Source organism: Pirellulaceae bacterium (assembly GCA_029243025.1).
Taxonomy (GTDB): Bacteria; Planctomycetota; Planctomycetia; order Pirellulales; family Pirellulaceae.
Map to the genome: position 1 here is coordinate 1 of JAQWSU010000055.1, position 21,522 is coordinate 21,522.

General features: G+C 53.0%; 16 protein-coding genes and 2 rRNA genes. 9 read left to right on the forward strand and 9 right to left on the reverse strand.

What is annotated here, in order from left to right; all coding sequences use genetic code 11:
- The 4 genes from P8N76_26520 to P8N76_26535 form a co-directional block, all read left to right on the forward strand.
- A 23S ribosomal RNA gene (locus tag P8N76_26520) occupies positions 1-401 on the forward strand; the annotation flags it as partial.
- 101 nt (positions 402-502) lie between these two features.
- A 5S ribosomal RNA gene (gene rrf, locus P8N76_26525) occupies positions 503-610 on the forward strand.
- A gap of 286 nt (positions 611-896) precedes the next feature.
- On the forward strand, positions 897-2,228 hold the full coding sequence (locus tag P8N76_26530) for a DUF1080 domain-containing protein (GenBank protein ID MDG2385254.1): 1,332 nt from the start codon (positions 897-899) through the stop codon (positions 2,226-2,228).
- Between the two features lie 277 nt (positions 2,229-2,505).
- Complete coding sequence (locus tag P8N76_26535) at positions 2,506-2,706, forward strand: carbon storage regulator (GenBank protein ID MDG2385255.1); 201 nt, start codon at positions 2,506-2,508, stop codon at positions 2,704-2,706.
- Here P8N76_26535 and P8N76_26540 read toward each other — a convergent pair whose 3' ends face one another.
- On the reverse strand, positions 2,707-3,642 hold the full coding sequence (locus P8N76_26540; GenBank protein ID MDG2385256.1) for a hypothetical protein: 936 nt from the start codon (positions 3,640-3,642) through the stop codon (positions 2,707-2,709).
- A gap of 70 nt (positions 3,643-3,712) precedes the next feature.
- Complete coding sequence (gene murB, locus P8N76_26545; protein MDG2385257.1) at positions 3,713-4,591, reverse strand: UDP-N-acetylmuramate dehydrogenase; 879 nt, start codon at positions 4,589-4,591, stop codon at positions 3,713-3,715.
- Positions 4,592-4,771: 180 nt separating this feature from the next.
- Here murB and P8N76_26550 point away from each other — a divergent pair, with 180 nt between their 5' ends.
- Complete coding sequence (locus P8N76_26550; protein MDG2385258.1) at positions 4,772-6,031, forward strand: CinA family nicotinamide mononucleotide deamidase-related protein; 1,260 nt, start codon at positions 4,772-4,774, stop codon at positions 6,029-6,031.
- Entirely contained in the window at positions 6,028-6,981 is a 954-nt protein-coding gene (locus P8N76_26555) for an aldose 1-epimerase (GenBank protein ID MDG2385259.1), read from the forward strand. The genes P8N76_26550 and P8N76_26555 overlap by 4 nt, the downstream gene beginning before the upstream one ends.
- Positions 6,982-7,086: 105 nt before the next feature.
- On the opposite strand, the gene P8N76_26560 is transcribed toward P8N76_26555, so the two are convergent.
- Positions 7,087-7,506: a hypothetical protein gene (locus P8N76_26560; protein MDG2385260.1), complete on the reverse strand. Its 420-nt coding sequence runs from the start codon at positions 7,504-7,506 to the stop codon at positions 7,087-7,089.
- A 437-nt stretch (positions 7,507-7,943) separates the two neighbouring features.
- Here P8N76_26560 and P8N76_26565 point away from each other — a divergent pair, with 437 nt between their 5' ends.
- The gene (locus tag P8N76_26565; GenBank protein MDG2385261.1) at positions 7,944-9,698 is read left to right on the forward strand and encodes a peptide MFS transporter; all 1,755 of its coding nucleotides are present in this window, start codon (positions 7,944-7,946) and stop codon (positions 9,696-9,698) included.
- A gap of 87 nt (positions 9,699-9,785) precedes the next feature.
- Here the strand turns inward: P8N76_26565 and P8N76_26570 are convergent, their stop codons facing one another.
- From P8N76_26570 to P8N76_26595, 6 genes are all read right to left on the reverse strand, one after another.
- Positions 9,786-12,506, reverse strand: a complete 2,721-nt coding sequence (locus P8N76_26570) for a serine/threonine-protein kinase (protein MDG2385262.1) — start codon at positions 12,504-12,506, stop codon at positions 9,786-9,788.
- A 252-nt stretch (positions 12,507-12,758) separates the two neighbouring features.
- The gene (locus P8N76_26575) at positions 12,759-13,802 is read right to left on the reverse strand and encodes a Gfo/Idh/MocA family oxidoreductase (protein MDG2385263.1); all 1,044 of its coding nucleotides are present in this window, start codon (positions 13,800-13,802) and stop codon (positions 12,759-12,761) included.
- On the reverse strand, positions 13,799-14,605 hold the full coding sequence (gene lpxA / locus P8N76_26580) for an acyl-ACP--UDP-N-acetylglucosamine O-acyltransferase (protein MDG2385264.1): 807 nt from the start codon (positions 14,603-14,605) through the stop codon (positions 13,799-13,801). Before lpxA ends, P8N76_26575 begins: the two co-directional genes overlap by 4 nt.
- Positions 14,606-14,753: 148 nt before the next feature.
- The gene (gene lpxC / locus P8N76_26585; GenBank protein ID MDG2385265.1) at positions 14,754-15,632 is read right to left on the reverse strand and encodes a UDP-3-O-acyl-N-acetylglucosamine deacetylase; all 879 of its coding nucleotides are present in this window, start codon (positions 15,630-15,632) and stop codon (positions 14,754-14,756) included.
- 76 nt (positions 15,633-15,708) lie between these two features.
- Entirely contained in the window at positions 15,709-16,422 is a 714-nt protein-coding gene (locus tag P8N76_26590; GenBank protein MDG2385266.1) for an OmpH family outer membrane protein, read from the reverse strand.
- 489 nt (positions 16,423-16,911) lie between these two features.
- A complete protein-coding gene (locus P8N76_26595) occupies positions 16,912-18,750 on the reverse strand; it encodes a M20/M25/M40 family metallo-hydrolase (GenBank protein ID MDG2385267.1) in 1,839 nt (612 codons plus the stop codon).
- A 362-nt stretch (positions 18,751-19,112) separates the two neighbouring features.
- Between P8N76_26595 and P8N76_26600 the strand changes: the two genes are divergently transcribed.
- Together P8N76_26600 and P8N76_26605 are read left to right on the forward strand one after the other, a co-directional pair.
- Positions 19,113-19,490, forward strand: a complete 378-nt coding sequence (locus P8N76_26600; protein MDG2385268.1) for a response regulator — start codon at positions 19,113-19,115, stop codon at positions 19,488-19,490.
- A 102-nt stretch (positions 19,491-19,592) separates the two neighbouring features.
- Positions 19,593-21,344: an ATP-binding protein gene (locus tag P8N76_26605; protein ID MDG2385269.1), complete on the forward strand. Its 1,752-nt coding sequence runs from the start codon at positions 19,593-19,595 to the stop codon at positions 21,342-21,344.
- Positions 21,345-21,522: the final 178 nt, after the last annotated feature.

The following is a 21,522-nucleotide window of genomic DNA, read 5'->3' on the forward strand; positions in this document are numbered from 1 at the left end:
CTCGATGTCGGCTCATCACATCCTGGGGGTGAAGAAGCTCCCAAGGGTTTGGCTGTTCGCCAATGAAAGTGGTACGTGAGCTGGGTTCAGACCGTCGTGAGACAGGTCGGTCCCTATCTGCCGTGGGCGTTCGAAACTTGAGGAGGTTCTTCTTTAGTACGAGAGGATTTGGAAGGACGAACCTCTGGTGTACCAGTTGTCGCGCTAGCGGCACGGCTGGATAGCTAAGTTCGGAAAGGATAAACGCTGAAAGCATCTAAGCGTGAAGCCCTCTCCAAGATTAGGTTTCGTATGTGCGTCAGCACGAGAGTCCCCTGGAAGACGACCAGGTTGATAGGCCGGATGTGTAAGCACGGTAACGTGTTCAGCTTACCGGTACTAACGGACGAAAGCTTGGCCACTTATATTCAACACTCTTGACGAAGATGGAGAGTCTTCGACATCAAGACGCCATTACCACAACCTTTTAAGTACGGCGAGCCGACAGGTTCGTCGTACTTTTTCCGGTGAACATATCGTAGTGGTCACACCTGTTCCCTTACCGAACACAGAAGTTAAGCACTGCGAGCCGATGATAGTACTGCAAGTGCGAAAGTAGGTATTGCCGGATTTTTTAAAGCTCTCTCTGACTTTGGTTAGAGAGAGCTTTTTTTTTTGATCCCACGCCTAGCGAGATAAGCCATTAGCAATGGGCTCGGAAAGACGGCCCGCGTGCGCAAAGTTGTAGCCGACCCATCGTCCTGATTTGTCGACCCATCGTCCTGATTGGAAGTCACGACCGATCGTATTTCTAGGTCATGAAGGGTGGTTGGGGGCTCAAACAGTTGAAACATGGCGGCCGGTTTTTGTTAGACTAGTGGCTAATTCGAATTTCTACTTGTTATGGAGCATCCCCCATGCCGACTTGTTTGACTCTTTTTCGTGTTGTGAACGTTTTCTGCATAGTGCTAGTGGTGCACTGTTCTAGCCACGCGTTTGGACAGGAAAACAATCAACCCCCCGAAGGCTATCGGGCCCTATTCAATGGGAAAGATTTGAGCGGTTGGTATGGATTGGAAACGATTGATCCCCGCAAATTAGCGGCGATGAGTGATCAAGATCGACAGACCAAACGGCAAGCCGATACGGCGAATGCGCGGAAGCACTGGACAGTCGAGAATGGCGATCTGGTGAATGATGGGAAAGGATTCTATCTGACCACCGACGATGATTTTGAAAACGTCGATTTCTGGATTGATTATGCCACGGTCCCCAAAGCAGACAGTGGAATCTATATGAGAGCCACGCCTCAGATTCAAATTTGGGATTACACGAAAGAGGGGGGGAAATGGAATATTGGTGCCGACAAAGGATCGGGTGGCTTGTGGAATAATAGCGCTGGCACGGCGGGCAAGGATCCGTCTGTCTTGGCCGATAAGCCTTTCGGCCAATGGAATCGATTTCGCGTTCAGCAGGTCGGTGCACGCACCTGGATCTGGCTGAATGGACAAGAAGTGGTCGACGGAGCGTTGATGGAAAACTATTGGGATCGAAAGAAACCCTTGGTTAAAAGCGGGCCCGTCCAACTGCAAACTCATGGTGGAGAAATTCGCTGGAAAAATATTTTTGCTCGCGACATTCCTTGGAATGAATCGCTGGAAATGTTGCGATCGCGAGACTCAGACGGTTTTGAAGCAGTTTTCAATGGCAAGGACTTTACCGGTTGGTCGGGGCCAACGGACGGATATGAAATTGTTGATGGGGCGCTCGGCTGTAAGTCGGGGTCCGGCGGAACCATCTTCACCGACAAAGTTTATGGCGACTTTGTCGTGCGTTTTGAGTTCAAACTTCCGCCTGGTGGTAATAATGGTCTGGCAATTCGCTACCCAGGAGCAGGTGACACAGCCTATGCGGGGATGTGTGAACTTCAGGTGCTTGACTCCGAACATCCCAAGTATGCCAATCTCGACGAACGACAATACCACGGCTCTGCCTACGGGATGGCTGCTGCCACGCGTGGTTATTTGCGACCTAGCGGGGAATGGAATTTCCAGGAAGTCACTGTGGAAGGTTCACGAATCAAGGTTGAGCTCAATGGGTACATCATCCTGGATACCGACTTGAGCCAGATCACCGAATACATGGCCAACAGTCCTCATCCAGGTAAGGATCGTAAAGAGGGCCATTTTGGTTTTGCGGGACACGGCGATTCGGTCCAATTCCGAAATATTTCGATTAAGCAAAAATAGGTCCGTTTAGGTGGAGCGGGTGGTCTAGGGTGACTATCTGCTGGTGTGGCGGAGGGGGTTGCGCGGCGACTGCTTGCAATGCTGGTGGTCGCCTGCTATGTTCCATGCGCAGTTCGGCTGACGGTCGGAAGAAAAACAGAGTCGGCTCGGGCTAACGGGGAGTGGCTTGATTGGGTGGTCGGAAGCCTGTGTCGCAGCAATGTGGCTCGATGGATTGTTTCACCACGTTTTAGTTTCGTGCTGTGCGAAACGGGTTGCGAAGTGCAAGGAACTAGCGATGCTCGTCCTTAGTCGAAAGGTCGGAGAGCGGATCTTGGTCGGTGACCAGATCACAATCACCGTAGTTCGCTTGACCAATGGCGGTGTGCGTTTAGGGATCGAAGCTCCCGGCGACTTAACCGTGGTTCGCGAAGAGGTATTGAAAGAGGATCGTCCCGTCTCCGCTAGAAAAGGATTGGCTTCTGATGCGGCGGGCTAACTAGCGAGACAACGTCGGCTGCTTGGCATAGCGAATACCGATTACCTCGGATAAGTCGGCCGTATCTCCCAGTTCGAGCGAGTCCAAATCCTTGTTGGCCTCAAGAATCTGTTTTAGTCGAGCTGCCTTGTCGGCGGCCGTATCTTCTCCACGCTGTTCTTCTCCGGGTGCACTGCCCCAGTCAAACTGCCGGCGATTTCGGGTGATCAGCATGAACCGTTTGGATGACGGTGCGGTGGCGTCGGCAGTCGATTCATTTGTGGGGACTTCAATGCGATGGAGTTTTAGCGGCTCCCAAATGTCTTCTAGCAGCGCGACGATACTGGCGGCTTTCACGACTCGATCATCGCCCCACGGATTGCCAGGTGGTCCGGCAGGTGATGTGTTGATGCCGGAAATCCAGGGATAGATGGCCGCTTCTTGCTCGGTCAATTCGACTGGCAGCAGGCAGCCATCAACGTCGATTGGAAGTAGGCCCGGTTCATCGAAATCTTCGAACATTCCGGCCGGTACCTCCACCATTGCGATCGGACGCCGATATTCTACTTGGACTTCGACAGCGGACGGAAATTGTTTGTTGACGAACTTGACTCGTTTGACCCAAGGTTGCACCCCGAATGCCTGTTTGACTTGAAGCACAAGTTTTTGGTCCAACAAGCTGGCGTTCTCAAGTTGGCCAAAAGCGATCGCGTTTTTTTTCACATCCGATCGAATCCACTCTGGCTGTTCATTGACGGTGAGTTTGGATGGGTCAAGGAGATAGGGGGTTTGGCGGAGTATTGTGTCGCTGTATCGATTCCAAAGATGGTAACTTCCAATCCCAAGAACGGTACAACCGAGCAGCGTTGCGGCAACAAACCACGCCTTACCTTCCAGGGGGCGGAACAAACGTCCGACGATTCCAACTGGCCCTTCTTGGGAGCGTTTGGCAGCCATTTTTGGACCTCCTTGTCCACAGTTGTGCATTATCTCAGCAGCGAAACTTTGCCCGGTTGGCAACTTGCCGCTACCAGATTCGTAACTCGCATTCAAGCGTCACACCCAGTCCCGCGTGCACTCGAGTCTTGGCCAATTCGATTAGTTTCTTCACGTCTTGGCTCTTTGCACCGGGGCTGGCGGTAACATAATTTGCGTTCTTATCGGAAATGCCCACGCCTCCAATTTGATAGCCGCGCAGACCTGCTTGATCGATTAACTCAGCCGCATTCATGCCTTGAGGATCCTTGAAAACTCGACCGGATCCAAGTTCCCCGAACGGTTGGGTTGATTTCTTAATAATCCAGGCTTTCTGCATACGTCGTGTGAGTTCGCTGGGGTCGCCTTTTTCCAGTACAAATTGAGCTTCCAGAATGGCGAGTTCGTCCAAATTGCTTTCCCGGTAGGAGAATCGCAAATCGGACCGCTCTCGGACTTTGATTTCTCCGGCATGGGTCACGACGGTGACTTGGTCCGTCCATTGACCGACGGATGCCCCGTGGCTATCCGAGTTTCCTTGGAGTGCGCCGGCGACAGAACCCGGTATGCCAACTAAAGATTCCATGCCCGCCAGTCCTTCACGAACGGCGGTTGAAACGACATGTCCGAGTTTCGTGCCTCCGCCGGTGATCAGGCGACAATCTTCCACACGGATTTCACTGAAGGCCGGAGCGGAGAGATGAATTACCAGCCCTGGAACACCCTCATCGGGCACCAATATTCGTGAGCCACCGCCCAAAAGACGGGTAGGGAGCTCGGCGGCCTGGGCGGCGCGGACTAATTCGACCAATTCATCACGACTCGTTGGTTCAGCGAAGTATTCCGCAGCACCTCCCAAACGCAGCCAGGTGTACGGCGCGAGTAATTCCTGCTCACGAACAATGTGTTCCAACCCTTGAAAAACCGACATGCAAGGTGCCCTTTTTCCACGTGAGCGAATCAACGCCCATGGCCTCCTACGAAAAAACTTCCAATCGGCGATAATAGGCGGGCTATGAGTGAGGTGTCAATGTGAAGCCGGCGAATGTTAGCTGAGTTGCTAGCGGTTTGCCGCTCTCTTGCCCTCTTTTTTTCTGCGGAGAGTTAAAAAATGCATGCTGAAATCATTGCAATCGGTGACGAATTAACCAGCGGAGAGCGGCTGGACACGAACAGCCAATGGATCAGCCAGCAGCTCGAGCAGCAGGGTATTCGTACCTTGTTTCATACAACGGTCGGTGATGATTTAGAGGCAATGATCGGCGTTCTTCGAATTTCGGCTCGTCGAGCTCCTTTGCTGGTGATCACGGGCGGATTGGGGCCTACCGCGGATGATTTGACCCGACAGGCGCTTGCTGCTGCGACCGGGACCGAGCTAAAACTGGATTCAGGAGTCCTTGAGCAGATTTCCCAGATGTTTTCATCTCGCGGCCGCCAGATGCCAGCTGCCAACGAAATTCAGGCCATGTTTCCCCAGGGCAGCCAAGTGATCCCGAATCCCTACGGAACGGCGCCTGGTATCGATTTGGAGATGCCTGGGGTCGAGCAACCGGCGTGCCGACTTTTTGCCTTACCGGGAGTTCCTGCGGAGATGAAGCAGATGTGGGTCCAAACTGTGGCGCCACGGATTCAAGGATCGATACGAAGTCAACAAGTCATTATGCACCACCGAGTGAAATGTTTCGGGGCCGGGGAGAGTCAGCTCGAAGGCATGCTACCTGACCTCATCCGCCGCGGTCGCGAACCGCGTGTGGGAATTACTGTTCATAAAGCGACAATTACACTGCGTTTGACCGCTTCGGGAACTGATCGGGAAGCGTGTTGGCTGAAAATGCAGCCAACCCTTTCCACGATCCATGAATGTTTGGGGGATTTAGTTTTTGGTACAGAGGACGACGAATTGGAGCATGCCGTCATTGGGTTGTTACAGGCAAATCGCCATAGCCTTGCCGTTTGTGAGTGGGGGACGGGAGGGATTGTCAGTCAATGGTTGCATGCCGTCTCCGCAGAAAACCATCCTCTGAAAGGTGCGACCGTTCTACGAGAACAAGCGTCTCTACAGTCGTTGCTCGAACTTCCGCCTTCCCCCTCGAAGCTCGGAGATGAGGCGGCGGTAGTCGGATTAATGGCCGAGGCCATCCGTCAGCGTAGCAACGCGGATTTTGGCCTGGCCGTTGGGCAGTTACCCGTTGAGAGTGACCAAATGCCCCGTGTTTATCTCGGATTGTCGGGACCACGAGGCACGGATGTCCAATCACGTTTATTTGCGGGACATCCCGATATCCTGCTGGATCGTGCGGCCAAACAAGCGCTCGATCTGTTGAGGCTTCATTTGATCTCGAACGAAAATGAAAATAAGGAGTTATCATGAGTGTCGAATCGATCATGATTCAAGACCCAGAGGGGACAACGTCAGCGGATGTGCTCGTCGGTTTTGGCTTTAATTGCTATCGCTTGCAAACAATCGTCAGCGGACAAACAATCGATGTTCTGTGGTCCGAACCTGGCTTTGAAACGGGAAGCAAGCGTGCTTCGGGCAGCGGTATTCCGATCTTATTCCCTTTTCCAGGACGAATTAAGGGAACTCAGTTTCATTGGAATGATCGGGCGTATCCCTTGGAGGAAGGCGACGGTTGTGGCAATGCGATTCATGGCTTTGTGCACCATCGACCGTGGCGATTGATTGACCGTGGTGCGGACTTTGTCACGGCTGAATTCCAGCCATCGATTGATGATGCTCGCTTACTTGACCAGTGGCCGTCGGATTTCTTCCTGCGAGCCACCTATCGTGCCAGCAAGGCATGCCTTGCATCTCATTTCGAGGTTGAAAATCGGGGTAATGAACCCTTGCCGATGGGACTGGGAACGCACCCCTATTTTCGATTGCCACTCCAGTCCGATTCCAACGCGGATGATTGCCGTGTGCAGGTCCCCGTGTCTTCGTCATGGGAATTGATCGAGATGAATGCCACGGGGAAATGTCTCCCACTTGCGGACGCGCTCGCCTATCAGACGGGATTGAGATTCGGCGACGTCCGTTTTGACAACGTTTTTTCTGGTCTAACTGGTCGACCCGGGCAGCGAGAAGCCCAACTTCATGATTCCAACCCTGGTTGCTCGGTTCGGATTCGTTGGAGCGACGAATTTCGAGAGTTAGTCGTCTACACTCCGCCCCATCGCGAAGCGATTTGTATTGAACCGTACACCTGCGTGCCGGATGCTTTTCGACTTGCTCAGCAAAATATTAATGCGGGAGCCCGCCTGCTCCAACCAGGAGAGTCTTTCCAAGCGTCGGTCGATATTCTGATCGCAGATTCTTAGGCCTGGGAAAGAGCAATCAATGGATGAGATGCTGATCGGGCCTAAAAAAACGACCTGCCAGTGCGGCAGATCGTTTGGAATTTGTAAAGCGTTGGTTTTGGCTAGCTACTTGCTAGGTAGCTCGCCCTTTTTCAGGTGATCGCCGTAGGCTTCACCGCTTTTGCTTTTCTTTTTGGCGACCTCGTCAAATGCCTTGTCGAGTTCCTGAAGCACTTTTTCCGTTTCGGATTTGCGTGCCGCGGAGCCACCTTCCTTGCCTGCTGCTTTGATTCGCGCGTTAGCATCACCGTCAATGAGCTTTGCCAATTCGTCACCGTAGCTGTTGCGGACGGTTTTCTTTTCGCCCTTCACGTGGCATGTATTGCAACTGGCTTTCTTGAATGAATCTTTGAAAGACTCGTTGTCGCTGGGGGTGACATATTTTTTCTGGAAAGCTTTCTTAAACGGCGCGATCGCATTGGCGTTGGGGCTGATCAACGTCACAGTTGCCGCACAAGCAATGCAAACCAATAGGAATCGTTTCATCAAGGTCTTCTCCTTCAACTAATTTCCGAAAAGGCTTGGTTGCCTTTGTAGGTTACCTGTCCGAAGCGAGGTTTGCCTACGAGGGGGGAATGTCCGGAAACGAGACCCCGGACAGGGTTTCGGCTTGAAAACATCTCTTTCGTTAGTAGAATCTGCCCGGTTTTGTCTGTCAAGGAAGGAAGGGGGGCAGGTGAGCGGCGTTAATTTACTGGAATATCGCCCCGTTTCAATCGCTGGCGTGTAGCAGTCGACACAACGACCAGATTTCTCTCGGAGTTGAAGCTCTGCCTCGTCTGCCTGCGTCGTCGCCTATCTGCTATCGTGTCAAAAAATCCTCGCAAAGCGAGGCGGAGTTTCAAGGCGGATATCCCGATAATCGGTTTTCCGTTCCCTGCCGTGCGGCTGGCAGCGGCGGATAGCATAAAGAGGGCGATTTCTTGGCAGATTCAAAGGGTAATCACGACAGCGTGTTCGGCCATAAGCCTGGTCTCTTTTTACTTTTTTTCACCGAAATGTGGGAGCGATTCAGCTATTACGGTATGCGGGCCTTGTTGGTCTTGTTTCTGGTCAGTGAATTTGCAGGAGGAGGTTGGGCCTGGTCACGTGCGGACGCACTCAATCTCTACGCGATCTACACAGGGCTCGTCTATTTGACACCAATTATCGGCGGTATCGCAGCCGACAAGCTGCTGGGATATCGAGGAGCTGTCTTGTTGGGAGCTTTGCTAATGACGCTGGGACATGCGTCGATGGCATTAGAACAGGAGTCGTTTTTCTATCTTGGGCTCGCCTTATTGGTTGCAGGAAATGGCTTTTTTAAACCCAATATTTCATCGATTGTTGGTCAACTGTACGCGGATGCTGTTGAGAAAAAGGATGCCGCGTACACGATCTTCTACATGGGGATCAATGCGGGTGCATTTTTGGGGATCTTGTTGTGCGGGTATATCGGTGAAAAAGTGGGGTGGAGTTTTGGTTTTGGCCTCGCCGGGATTTTTATGGCCTTAGGAATGGTGATGTTCTATTTGGGACAATCCATTTTAGGGGGGAGTGGACAACGCGAAGTGGCAGGTGGTCAAGTTGCTGACCAGACGAATAGTGCTGAGAGCGAAGAAGTACCGGGCGTGGTTCGTGATCGGTTGATTGTCATTGCGGTGCTCTCGTTTTCAACAATCTTCTTCTGGATGGCATTCGAGCAAGCTGGCGGTTCGATGACCATTTTTGCCAAAGATTACACACAACGCGTACTGAGTGGGGGAGCCGCCACTGCATTCTTTTGGGTCAATACGGCATTGACCATCGTTCCTCTTGCGTTGGTCACTTATGTCTTACTCCGCTTCTTTGGAAGTACATTCCGTCATATACCGCTTTCAAATGTTGCCATCGGTTTAAGTTTTGTGATTATTTGGGGGCTGGCGATCTGGATGTTGAATAAAGAATTCAACATGCGAGCCTACGAGATTGCTTACAGTTCGCCCATGGCGGATCAGCAGCCTGAAAGCGTGACAACCACAGTTCGTTGGGATCGAGAGTTGGGGGATAACGAGAAAGTGTTGGTGGTTGATCTGGAGGGCAAAGGCGGTGCTGGCAAATTAAGAATCATTACGGCAGAGCAAGCCGCCGATTATGAAACGGAGTTTCCGGCAACCGTTTTGCGAGAGAAGCAAAATGAAACAGAAGTGCCTGCTTCTTGGTTTGGTATTTTGAATTCGTTTTTCATTGTTGCCTTAGCGCCGTTGTTTAGTCGGATTTGGGAGAGTAATTTAAATCCATCCGCTCCTTTCAAATTCGGGCTTGGCTTAGTTTTATTGGGGCTCGGGTTCGGTGCGTTAGCGCTTGGTTGTCTTGGCATTGATCAAGGTGCGGAAACCGCAACGGTGAGTTTGTGGTGGTTGATCATTGCTTATCTGTTCCATACGCTTGGGGAATTGTGTGTCTCTCCCGTTGGTCTGTCCTATGTCAGTAAGCTCGCGCCCATTCGCTTGGTAGGATTGATGTTTGGTATCTGGTTCGGTGCTACGGCGATTGCGAACTATTTGGCGGGCTGGACCGGCAGTTGGATCGACAAAATCTCAGATGATTATGGCCTGGTGACTTTCTTCTTGTTGTACACGGCCATTCCGATCGTTGCTGGAGTTGTGATGTGGGCGATGACGGGCTGGATCAAAAAGAAAATGCACGGCATTCACTGACGAATGCTGTGAGGTGCTGGCTGCTTTCGCCACGTTGATGTTTATTCGAGGGGGGCGACTTTGGGCAGCGGTTGACGGGCAGCGGGTCTAGAAGGGATAGAAGGGGCGCGTCTTACGTGGCACAGTTTGTTCTGGCTCCGGTAAACGGGGCAGCGTTCCTTGTTGGAAGCCGGCATCCAGGCCGTTCTGGGAGGCACCCGTTGCTGGATTTGCCTCCGTGCTCAACGCGTATTCTGCCACCCGATGTTCATGCATGGGCCGATTTTTGTCAGGCGGGTTTTGCCATTTGGCCCGTTTGAAGCGTGGTAGATTCTCTGACCAGTGGCCACGCCACATTTCAAAATTAAATGCTTCCATTTGAGTTCGATCTTGAGGCGTGAGTTTCCAGAAGACGTCGATGCCTTCATAGAAATTGCGATCGCCAAAATACTCGATTTGGGCCATCATGGCCGAGAGTCGCTGGGGTCCGCTTTGGCTGATTAGTGGTGACCAGCTCTGGGTGAGCAGAATACTGTTTTTGCAGTAGATGCTGACATCGACCAGGTAGGGATTTTCAAGTGAGCTGGTAAATTCGCCTAAGCCTTGGTCCATCACAGCGGTGACATGATCCAAATCGATCATGATTTGCTCACCGCGTCCAGGCATTTCTGCGGCGCCGCCCATGCTGACCAGCCGTTCGGTTGTCGACAACAGGCCGTTATTCCACTTGAAGCTCAGTGGGGCGGCTTGATCGGCTCGTAAAACGGTAGTTTCGCCCCGGATCACGCAGTGATTGAGGTCAATTTCGGTCTGAAGTCGTTCGGCACCCGTGATTGGATCAAGCATGTCATCGATTGCATCTGGGATAATTCGAAACACACTGACGTTGTCCAAGTTGCTAAAACGTCCGCCGTAAGAGTTACGAACGGTAATCGTGCAATGGCGGACCGTGACGATAGGACTGTTTTCAAGAGCGAACAAAGCCCATTCGCCTTCCAAGGTGTCGTTGGGAACGACTAACTCGAGATGCAGCCCGAGTAGCTTCAATTCGCCATCCGAAACCTGAACCATATCTAATGTGTCAGCGTCGCTGACGCTGAAAGCGGTGCGGAATGAGAGTACGGGGGAGTAACCATCGGCCGCTGAGATGGTTAAGACGCGATTCGGCAAACTGAATTTCATCGCATCGAGTTCAACTCGCTCATTGTGACGTAGCTCAATTTTTTCTATTGAACCATCTTCCATTGCCAGTCGTGTGGCATCGGCGAGTGTCTTAGCGGCTAGGCTGCCGTCAATGAAACGACCTTCATCAATGCTGGGGTCGACGACAATGGTTTGCTCTTCGAGTTGATTGTTGGTTGGTCGTTCTTGAGTTGCCGTTGAGGTCGGGGATATTCCGACTCGATTGAGCAGTTCGTCGAGTCTCCGCATTAAAAGTGGGCCGTCGAGTTGTGTGCTGTTTGAGTTTGCCTCGGCAGCAGTCGCCCCCTCTTCGCTTGTTGGGGGGCTGGAAGCTATGGAGCGGTTCGGGCTGGCGGTGGTTGGAGACTGAGTGGCTGCGTTATCCTTGTCCAGCAGGCTTTGTCGTCGGGCCGATTCGGGGATCGTGAAGCTCGGTTGTATACCGCTTGTGTTCCCTTGCAGCCAGATTGGATCGATGAATAAGACAAAGGTGAGTAGGAAGAGGAGAGGAACGATCCAGGGTAAATGACGTTCAACCCAGCCAATGCGTGATGGCTCGGGAGCGATGTAGATAGGGTCGCCGTGGGGCGTGGTTTGTAAGCCGAGACGTTCCCCCAGCACGAGTAAATCACCGATCAGATCACTTGGTTTTTGATACCGGTCTGCCGGGCGCTTGGAAAGCATGCGTGAAATTACCGGGATCAAATCATCGGGGAGATCAGGCCTCAGCAAACGCGGATCTGGCGGCGCTTCTCCGCTGTGACTCAGCAGTTTCTGGAGTACGGTGCCGTCTGGAAACGGTGGTCGTGCCGTCAGCATGAAAAACAAGGTGCAACCGAGCGAATAGATGTCGCTGCGAACGTCCGCCATCCGTGGGTCCCGAGCTTGTTCGGGTGAAATGTAATCGAACGTACCCAGTGTCACTCCGCTGGCGGTCAGATCGTTTTCTTCTGCCTTCATCGGTTGTAGACGTGCCAAGCCCATGTCGACGAGCTTTGCCTTGCCGCTTCGAGTTAACAGCACATTCGAAGGTTTGATGTCCCGATGGACCACTTCCCGACGCGACGCATGTTCCAAGGCTTCGGCAACTTGCAGTGTGATCTTCAGCGCGTCTTCGACCGACATGGGGCCTCGGCTGGTAATCTGATCTCGAAGATTCTTTCCCTCAATGTATTCAAAGACGATGAAATACCAACCATCATCTTCACCCACAAAGTACACGCGAGCAATATTGTCATGATCGAGTCGCGCAGCACTTTGGGCTTCGTTCTGAAAACGCTTGACTGTTTCTTCATCCCGACCTTGGTCTCGAGATAAGACCTTCACTGCAACGATGCGGTTGAGCATCGTATCGGAAGCCCGGAAAACGGCTCCCATGCCGCCGCCGCCAACGAATTCAAGTAGATCGAAATGTGCCAGCTTTCGGCCGACGAGTGTTTGTCCTAATTCGCGGGGGGCGATTTGGCCGTCTGCTGTTTGCGTGTGGATGGGCGGACGAGCCGAGATGATCGTCGCGTCATTTGGCAATTGTTCTTCTACCGCGTCTGCGTGCTCAGTGAGCGGTGGCGTTGCGTCGGAGTCTTTCGAAGCACCTGCGCCATCTTGCGAATCGGGAGGTAATTCAGGGTCCGAGGACTTGTCGTTCATCGCGACGATGCCTGCGTGTGTTTGACGCCAAGAGAAATGAACCAGCCGAGGTCACCCCAAGATGAGGCGAGTCAACGGACTCGAACAACTGCACTCTTCAAGTTTAGTTGTCGCGCTGCAACGGGTCAAACATCGTTGGTTTGAGGCCGAGATTGGCCGAGAAATCGCCCCGATGTGGGCGAGAATGATTGATCCGTTCCAGCCATGTGCCCAGCTGGAATCGCGGAAATATTCGTCTTCGCCACCATTTGCTCACGCCGCGCGACGAATCGTCATCCGATCTGAGCGATGGAAATTGGCATGGCTGCGTTTCATCTGTTCGAGAATGTCTGTCGCCATTCGGACGGATTCAACCGCATCGCTACCGGGCACACGCGGTTGCCTGCCCTGTCGAATGCTATCGATGAAATCTTGTTGTTCATCAAGGAGAGGATTGTTTTCGTTGACCTCAATGTTCCGGACTGGCAGTAGTTGATCGAACACATGTTCTTTGTAGTGGTCGACATCTTCTGAGGACAGACCGTAAATGTTCCAAGAATTGTCTTGTACCAATGAGGAGCGACTCATTAAGGAGGCTTGTCGAGCTCCCATGTCTATTGAGACAGCCTGCTCCTCTTCGAAGACATTCATGTATCGCTGTGCCCGTTGAGACGTGCGCGATGCTTTTAAGTGCGCTACGCAACCGTTGGCAAACACGAGACGTGCTTCCGCAAAGTCTTCGTGGGGAGTTAGCGTTGAGATTCCCGTTGCGGTTGTCTGGACGACCGGACTGCCGGCTAGTGATCGAATCAAATCCAAGTCATGAATCATGAGGTCGAACACCACACCGACATCGGTCGATCGAAACGTAAAACCCCCGGTGCGTACTGCTTCAATAAAGCGAGGCTTTTGGATCTGCTTGCGTGCCTCAGCAAAGGTTGGGTTGAATTGTTCGACGTGGCCTACCGCCAACACCACGCCCTGTAGGTTGGCTGCCGAGGTCAGTTTTTCGGCTTCATTGAGATCGGTGGTAATCGGTTTTTCGACAAGTACATGAATGCCGTGTTGTATCAATTCGATTGCGATCGGGCAGTGCAGGGATGTGGGGGCGGCTAAGATGGCCGCGTCGATCGACGGGAGCAGGCTGCGGAAATCGCCCGTGCTTTCACAGTCGTTACTTCTTGCGACTTGTTCCCGAGCATGAGGGTCAGGATCACAGACGGCAACTAAGTCGGCTCCCTGTAATTGGGTTGCCAGTCGGGCGTGGATCCGGCCCAAGTGGCCACAACCGATCACGGCCAAATTGAGCTTGTTCACGCTGCTCTCCTTGATTCACGACCGCGTCCAAAACGACCCTCTTGTTGTTGCTGAACGAATCCCAACAGTTCATTGACTTGGGGGTGTAGTTTATCTTTGCCGCGAAGGATTTCCCGAGCTTGGTCGAGTCCCGTCTTGGTCCGATACAGCAAGCGATACGAATCGGTGAGGGCGCTAATCGCCTCTGCGGAAAATCCATTCCGCTTCAATGCGACGACATTGATACAGCGTGGTCGTGCGGGTGAGCCTTCCACTAGCATGAACGGAGGCACATCCTGAAGTACGCGGCTCATGCCGCTAATGAAGCTGTAACTTCCAATTGTGGTGTAATGGTGGACCGCAACGGCGCCTGAAAGCGATGCAGAGTCGTTGATGTGTACGTGACCCCCCAAGAGTGTTGCATTTGCCATGATCACTCGATTGCCCAAGCGGCAATCATGGGCGATGTGGCTGCTGGCCATCAAATAACAGTGGTTGCCGATCGACGTGATGCCGTCTTCTTTTTCCGTAGCACGATTTATCGTGACTGATTCACGAATGACGTTATGATCGCCGATGATTACTTGAGTATCGCTGCCACGATAACTTAAGTCCTGAGGTTCACCGCCAATGACCACACCGGGTGAAATGTGGTTGTAACGACCGATCGAAACGCGTCCGGATAAAGTGACGCTGTTTTCTAATCGTGTGCCACCGCCGATTGTCACGTTGGGACCGATCACACAGAAGGGTCCGATCTCAGCTGAATCAGCAATATTTGCTGATGCGTGGATGACGGCAGTGTCCGCGACCAGTGAAGCCATGTTGTCGCTCCGATTCAATGCAGGCTCGTGCTCGTGGGGCCTGACCTCAACGGTCGAATCCGTCGATGCCATCGGACAGCGGGCTTGCTAATGTATCTCGTAAAGGTGGGTGATGTTTGAGCCGGGCTAATGTCACTTGTGGGTGAAGTCAGGCCGATGCTCGACGACTATCAATCATTTGGCATTCAGCTAACAATGCTTGGACCATGTTAGCGTTCAATCGGTGACCGCTGCGGTTGGCTACGAATTGACCGACCAAATCGCATCCGGCTAAGGCCAGGTCGCCGACTAAATCAAGCACCTTGTGCCGAACACATTCATCTTCAAATCGCAATTCGTTATCGATGACGCACGTGTCATCAAAGACCAGGACGTCTTTGGGGGTGACTCGTTGGGCCAGTCCTTGTTGACGTAACCATTCTGCTTCTTGACGCAAAATGAAAGTCCTGGCAGGAGCCAATTCAGTCGCAAAAATCTCGGCGGTGATTTTCGTTTCGAGTGTTTGTCGACCGATTACCGTGTCATTGCCATAGTCGAGTCGGTATTTGACTCGCATGCCGTCGCCGCGGGTCGGTCGAGCCTCAATCCAGCTTTCATCGTCGCCGACACGCGTGATGTCAGTGACGTGCAAACAAGGGCGAATCGCCGTTTGTTGCTCAATTCCTGCGGATTGTAAGGCCGTGACGAATTGAAGGCTGGAGCCATCGAAGCCCGGGACTTCCGGGGAATCCAACTGGACCTCCGCATTGTCGATTTGCAAGCCGGCAAGAGCCGCCATCGCATGCTCGACCATTTCCACCTGAACGCCTTGCGCGGCAAGGATGGTTCGGCGTGGGGATTCAATCCGATGATTAACTGTGGCTGGAATGCGAACTGCTGGATTCAGGTCTTTGCGAACGAAAACGATGCCCGTATCCGCAGGTGCCGGCTGAAATTCCAGTTTCACATCTCGCCCGCTCCAGAATCCGAAGCCTGTAAGGGCAACGGAGCGGGCGATCGTGCGTTGGTGTCGATTAGGTCGAAGCAATGTTTGGAGTTTCCAGAATCAAGAGTCCGCGATATCAACAAAATTAAGTTGTCTAGCCACAAAGGTTGTAGCCGTGCTACTTGCGGATTGTGCCCTGAGCGGGACGTTTTTGTGCGACCCGATTCAGGCGATCTGAAATCTCTGCCGTGATGTCGAGATTGTTTTGGTAAACAATCGCGCGGTTGACACCTGCGAGTACCGAGTTGCGATCTTCGGGACTGATCTTTTCACCGTTGTAGCGTAGGACCAGGGAGATTTTGCGTGCACGAGAATATTCCGCGATGGCCTGAGAAACCTCTTTGTAGACCATGAAGTAAACGCGGGCTTCTCGTTCCAAGAACTCTTTCTTCTTGAGTTGGGTGTCGACGGACAGCTTTGCTGTTTCGTCCGCAACGCTTCGCTCAAGCTTGATGTAATCCGGTGAGCCAGCTCGGTAATTAGTGAGCTGTTCACGCTTCTTTTGCAGAGCTTCGTGACGCGTGCGAAGCGAGCCTTCGTAGGCTTGAACTTCTTGCTTCATACGCTCCATGGTCGATTTGAAGCCCGTGTGGTCTTTGAAAATCTGGGTGATGTCAACGACCGCCACGGGGCCGACCGATCGACTTTGGGTCGGTTGCCGTTGAGCAGCCGTATTGCTTGGCCGGCCCGGATTCACAGGGCGTGCTTGGCTGGTTGTGCGGGGTTGGTACTGAGTGGGTCGACCTTGTTGTTGGGCTTTAACCGTTGTCGAACTCAGGAAAAGGGCCGTGCACAAAGAAAATAAAAGAGTTGTTCTAGCGACAGCTTTCACGATCAGCGCTCCTTGCTGGTGGTGGTCGTCCGTGACCTCGTGACTGAAAATGTAATTCGGTTATCCGTACGGAACCGTATTTTGTTGGGTTCTGCCTTTTTTGGTATTTGCTCAAAAAGTCATCTGGGCGGACATTCTGCCGTGACAGTCGGTACACGTAAAGACCAGATTGCTATTCTTGTTGCCGTTTTTCCTATTTCGCAAACTGGGAAATGTCAGTGACAGCGTGTCGGCATGAACGGATTCTTGCGGACACTGTCGTGAATCGAGTTGAGCGGTAAGGGGAATCAGAACGACCTTGAGGATTATCGGGTATCGGCAGCGCTGATTGTTAAACTTTGTTCCGCTTTTCCTGCTCTCCGCAACGAATCGAATGGGGGCTGTCTGGCAAAGCCATCGTGTCAGAATATCGACTCGAATTCGGCCGGTTATGTGTTAGGAACTGAGCGATCTGATCAGCCATCGAAGGCTGAGGAGGAAAAAAGTCGGCTATTGACCGGGGAGGTCGTCCGCAGCCGATTGGCTCGCTTGCGAAGGGAGTGCTATCTCTGGGGAGTTTGGGTTATCGTCCGTTGGGAACTCCGATAATTCCGACGCGCCAGACGATTCCGGAGTGTCGTCGGTTGTCGGCGGCCCGTTGTCAGTGTCAGGTTTTTGGGGCGAAGGGGGCAGCTGCTTTGCGACTCGCTCGGGCGGTTCCGCTTGGAACGTCGGTCGGCGCTCAGAGTTTGCAATTTTCCACGCCAAGTCGCTTACAACATCTGTGATCTGTTGGATTCCCGCCAAGTCAATCTTTTCGACGTCGTCCGTTGGGCGGTGGTAATCGCGATGTAAGCCCGAGAAAAAGTGCATCACAGGGATTTGGTATTCGTAAAAGGAAGCGTGGTCACTTGGCCCGTTGCCGCCAGCTTTTTCACGGTATTTCAGCTGATTCTCTGCTGCAATGGGAGTAAACCAAGCTTCGAACTCGGCTGCCGTTTCGAGCCCTTGGATGGTCAATGCTTGATTGCCCAATCTCCCTACCATGTCAAGGTTCAGCATGGCGACTGTTTGCGACAGCGGATATCGAGGCTCACGGGTGTAATGCTGGCTTCCCAGAAGGCCGATTTCCTCGGCGGTGAATGCGATGAACAGAATTCGCCGTTGGGGCCGTTCCGGATGCGCGGCCAGCCTGCGGGCGATTTCCAGCAAGGCGACAACTCCCGATGCATTGTCATCGGCCCCGTTGTGGATCTCTCGGGTCCACGGTGCCAGCGAGCCACTTCCGCCCATTCCGACGTGGTCGTAGTGGGCGCCTAGGATCAATGTTTCTTCGGCAAGCGGCCCTTCTCCTTCAATTAGTGCCAGCACGTTTTTTGCTCGCACCGGATCAAGGCTTGCGCTGGCAACGACCCGCACGCCGTCAAGTTCTTGACTAGCTGGTCGAAGCTCGTCGAGCTGATCTTCCAGGCTTCTGAGGTCGGTCGCCAAGGATTGTTCCAGCAATTGGTTTGCGAATTCTCGCCGACAAAAGAAAACGGGTAAGTCCTTTTTGATCGGTCCTGTACCCGCTCCGTCAACCGCGGGGATCTTATCAGCTTCATCAAGTCGCTTGTCGAGATCGTTTAACCCTTGGGTGAGGCTTAAGACGCGATCGCGATGTTGGCTGAATGCGTCTGACTTTTGCACGTTCAGCTGTGCGAGCTTCTGCTGTTCATTCTGAAGTTGCTGCAGGCGCCGCTCCCACTTGGATTTCAAAGAGCGGGTCAACTTATCGACCCCATGTTGGTCGTTGACGAGGATCACAGCTGCGGCTCCGTGCGCAGCCGCATTGGTGATTTTCTTGCGGAAATGGGCGTGTTCCGTGTGCTTGCGACCTTGGAATATGCTTTTTCGATCGGTCTGTTGGGGTTCCTTGCGAATGATTAATACGGCCTTGCCATTGGCATCCAGCCCTTCGTAGTCGTCGTAGTTGTATTCGGGGGCCGTGATGCCATAGCCGGCGAACACGAGCGGAGCGTTGATCTGATTGGATCCACCGATCGCAAGCGGTCGAAAGTCTTGGTTTAAGAGCAGGTCCGTGCGGTTTGATTGAGAGGGTTCTTCTGCGTTTACCGCTTTCACCGTGAAGGCAAGTGTGTTTTTTTCGGGGGCTCCGATCGTGACACGGCCCGGTAGGTTGATGAACTGAAAGGGGCCTTGATCATAAATGGCCGTTTGCAGTCCCGCTTTGGCAAATTGCTCGCGGATGTAGTCGGCCGCTTGATCAAGTTCGGCAGTGCCGATGCCGCGTCCTTTCAGTTCATCGCTAGCGAGGTAACGGATGTGGGTCTCTAGTCGTTGGCTCACGCTGCTTGCGTCGTCGGCGCCAGCAGCAAATGTTGGCCAAAGCAAGACGGCGATCCAGCAAAAGCTGAATGTCAACCTGTTCGCGTCGCAACCGCCAATCAGCATGCGATGTTCCCTCTGCCTAACAGTCATTGAAATGATCTTTCTCAGCATGAATATTCTTGATTCTATCCACATTCTAGGAGGCTTGCCAAAAGGGGAGGCAGGTTGTGCAGCAAAGTTGAAGAAAGATTGAGCAAGAAAGGTTCCAAATTTCCCCATTGGAGAAAAGTTGCGGAGGCGATATTCTCCCTCTTGGTGGTGACATGGATGTTACCGAGGGGCCGTCGGTCGACGGACGCACAGGGAGGTGCGAGATCGCGATGATAAAGAGTGACGCGCAGCGGCGCGTGTTGATTGTTGATGAATCGGATGAATCCCGCGAGGTGCTGCGCACCATTCTTGAGCGGCGGGGTGTCGAAATTGTGGAAGCGGTGGAGGGCCGTCAAGGTTTGACGCTTGCGGGGAGTTGTTCTCCGGATCTGATTGTATTGGATTTGGAAACTTTGCCCGGTGAAGACGTTGAGCTTCGGGATCAATACGACCGTCAATCGAAATCGAATTGCACGCCAATGCTGTTGTTGGGGACGGTGCCAGCTAGCGACGCAACGTCATCCCAAGGTTCCGTGATGGCGAAGCCCTATCATTACGGCCCGCTGCTTCGTACAATCGAGGACATGCTTCGGGTAGTCGAACCATGAGCCATCGACCGACTCGTTGCCGCTGACGGCAACGATCAATTTCTCCGATCGGCAGGCTCGGGGGTTCGGCCAATTGGCAGAAACTTCAAGTAGGTTGCCGACGTGTCGTCACTGTTTGTCATTCAGGGTCGAGATCAGGGTAGACGGTTCGAACTGCGTGACAGCGTTTTAGGCGTTGGTCGGGACGCATCGAGTCGGATTCGATTGCATGATACGGAGGTCTCGCGGCGACACGCCGAGATCCGCAAGGTCGATGAGGTGTATCGGTGGATCGACCTGGGCAGTTCGAACGGATCCTTTGTTAACAGTGTGCGTGTCGATCAACAGTCGCTGCGCAGCGGTGACCGCGTGCAAATTGGTCGTACCTTGATGATCTTCACGGCCAGCTCGGATTCGCATGCATCCTCCGTCGTTCAGCATGATGTCGACATCATCGGCCACGCGGACGGCCAGTCTCGCATTATCAAATCAGTCAGTCATGAAGAAGGCAGTCAGTTTCTGTCTGGTCTCGAAGCGACGGGCAGTCCCTGGTTGGCTCGTGCTCGCAGCAATTTGCAGATCATGTATCGCACGGCTCTGGCGGTTAGCCACACACTTGATATTGATCAGCTGTTGCAACGCATCATGGAGCTTATCTTTGAATGGGTCGAAGCCGATCGTGGCTGTGTAATGTTGATCGATCGCGAGACTGACGGATTTGTACCCAAGGTGCGTCGTAATCGTAAAAACGCGGCGGACGGGAAGCAAGCTGACCCCGATGAACGCATGTCAATCAGCGGGACAATCCTCGATTATGTCCGCAACCACCAGGAGGGTGTGTTGACAAGCGACGCGCGGGAAGATGAACGGTGGGATCCGGGCGCAAGCATTGTCAAGCTTGGAGTGCGCGAGGCGATCTGTGTGCCGATGCAGGGACGTTACGGGATGGTCGGCGTGATTTACATCGATACTTACACTCCACCCGGCCGTCGATTACAGCAGAAGTCATCCAATCGCTTTTCTGACGAACATCTGAAATTGATGATTGCCATTGCTCACCAAGCGGCACTTGCGGTGGAAGATACGTCTTACTATTCCGCCATGTTACAAGCCGAACGTTTGGCTGCTATCGGTCAGACCATCGCCGGCCTGTCTCACCATGTAAAGAATATTCTGCAAGGAATTCGCGGCGGTAGCTTCTTGATTGAAGAAGGTCTGAAGTCGAAAGACTGGGATGTGACCGGCAAGGGTTGGGGGATCGTCGAGAAAAACCAGGAGCGGATTTCAGCACTCGTTATGGACATGCTCACCTTCAGCAAGGAACGTGAGCCTGAAATGGTTGGTTCTGACCTCAACGAAATTGTCGGTGATGTGATTGAGCTGATGCAGGCTCGGGCCGAACAGGCAGAGGTGACGCTTGTGGATTGCCGAGCGACTGACATTCCCAGCATGTATTTTGATCCCGAGGGGTTGCATCGCGCCGTTCTGAATGTGGTGAGTAACGCGATTGACGCTTCGGAGGACGTCGGCCAGGGGAATGTTGAAATCAAAACAGAATACGAAGAGGATGACGGCTTGTTGAGAATTGTCGTCAGCGATAACGGGGGAGGAGTGGATCCCGAACAGTTGCAACGGATCTTCAACGTGTTTGTGTCGGGGAAGGGGAATCGGGGCACCGGGTTGGGGCTGGCCGTAAGTCAGAAGATCCTGAAGGAGCACAATGGTGAGATTCGGGTCGAGAGTCAGCCTGGGCAAGGGAGTCAATTTTGTCTCGAGTTGCCTGCGGTGCTGATGGATCGGACAGCAGAGTTGCCCTTGCCGCTGCAACCACCTGGCGACGTCAAATTTCCGTCGGACGAGCCCGATCAGGGCTAGATATTCGTCGGGCCCGTTGAAATTCGGCGCTCGAATCGCCGATTCTTTTCGGTCAGCGAGTCCCTGACGCGTCTCGAGATCATGCAACACTTGGGGAGATCGCTGAACGGCTGCCCGCTCGTTTTGCCTTTTGACCGGCCGCGACGAAAGGGGAATCCACCCGCGAAATCAAGAATTC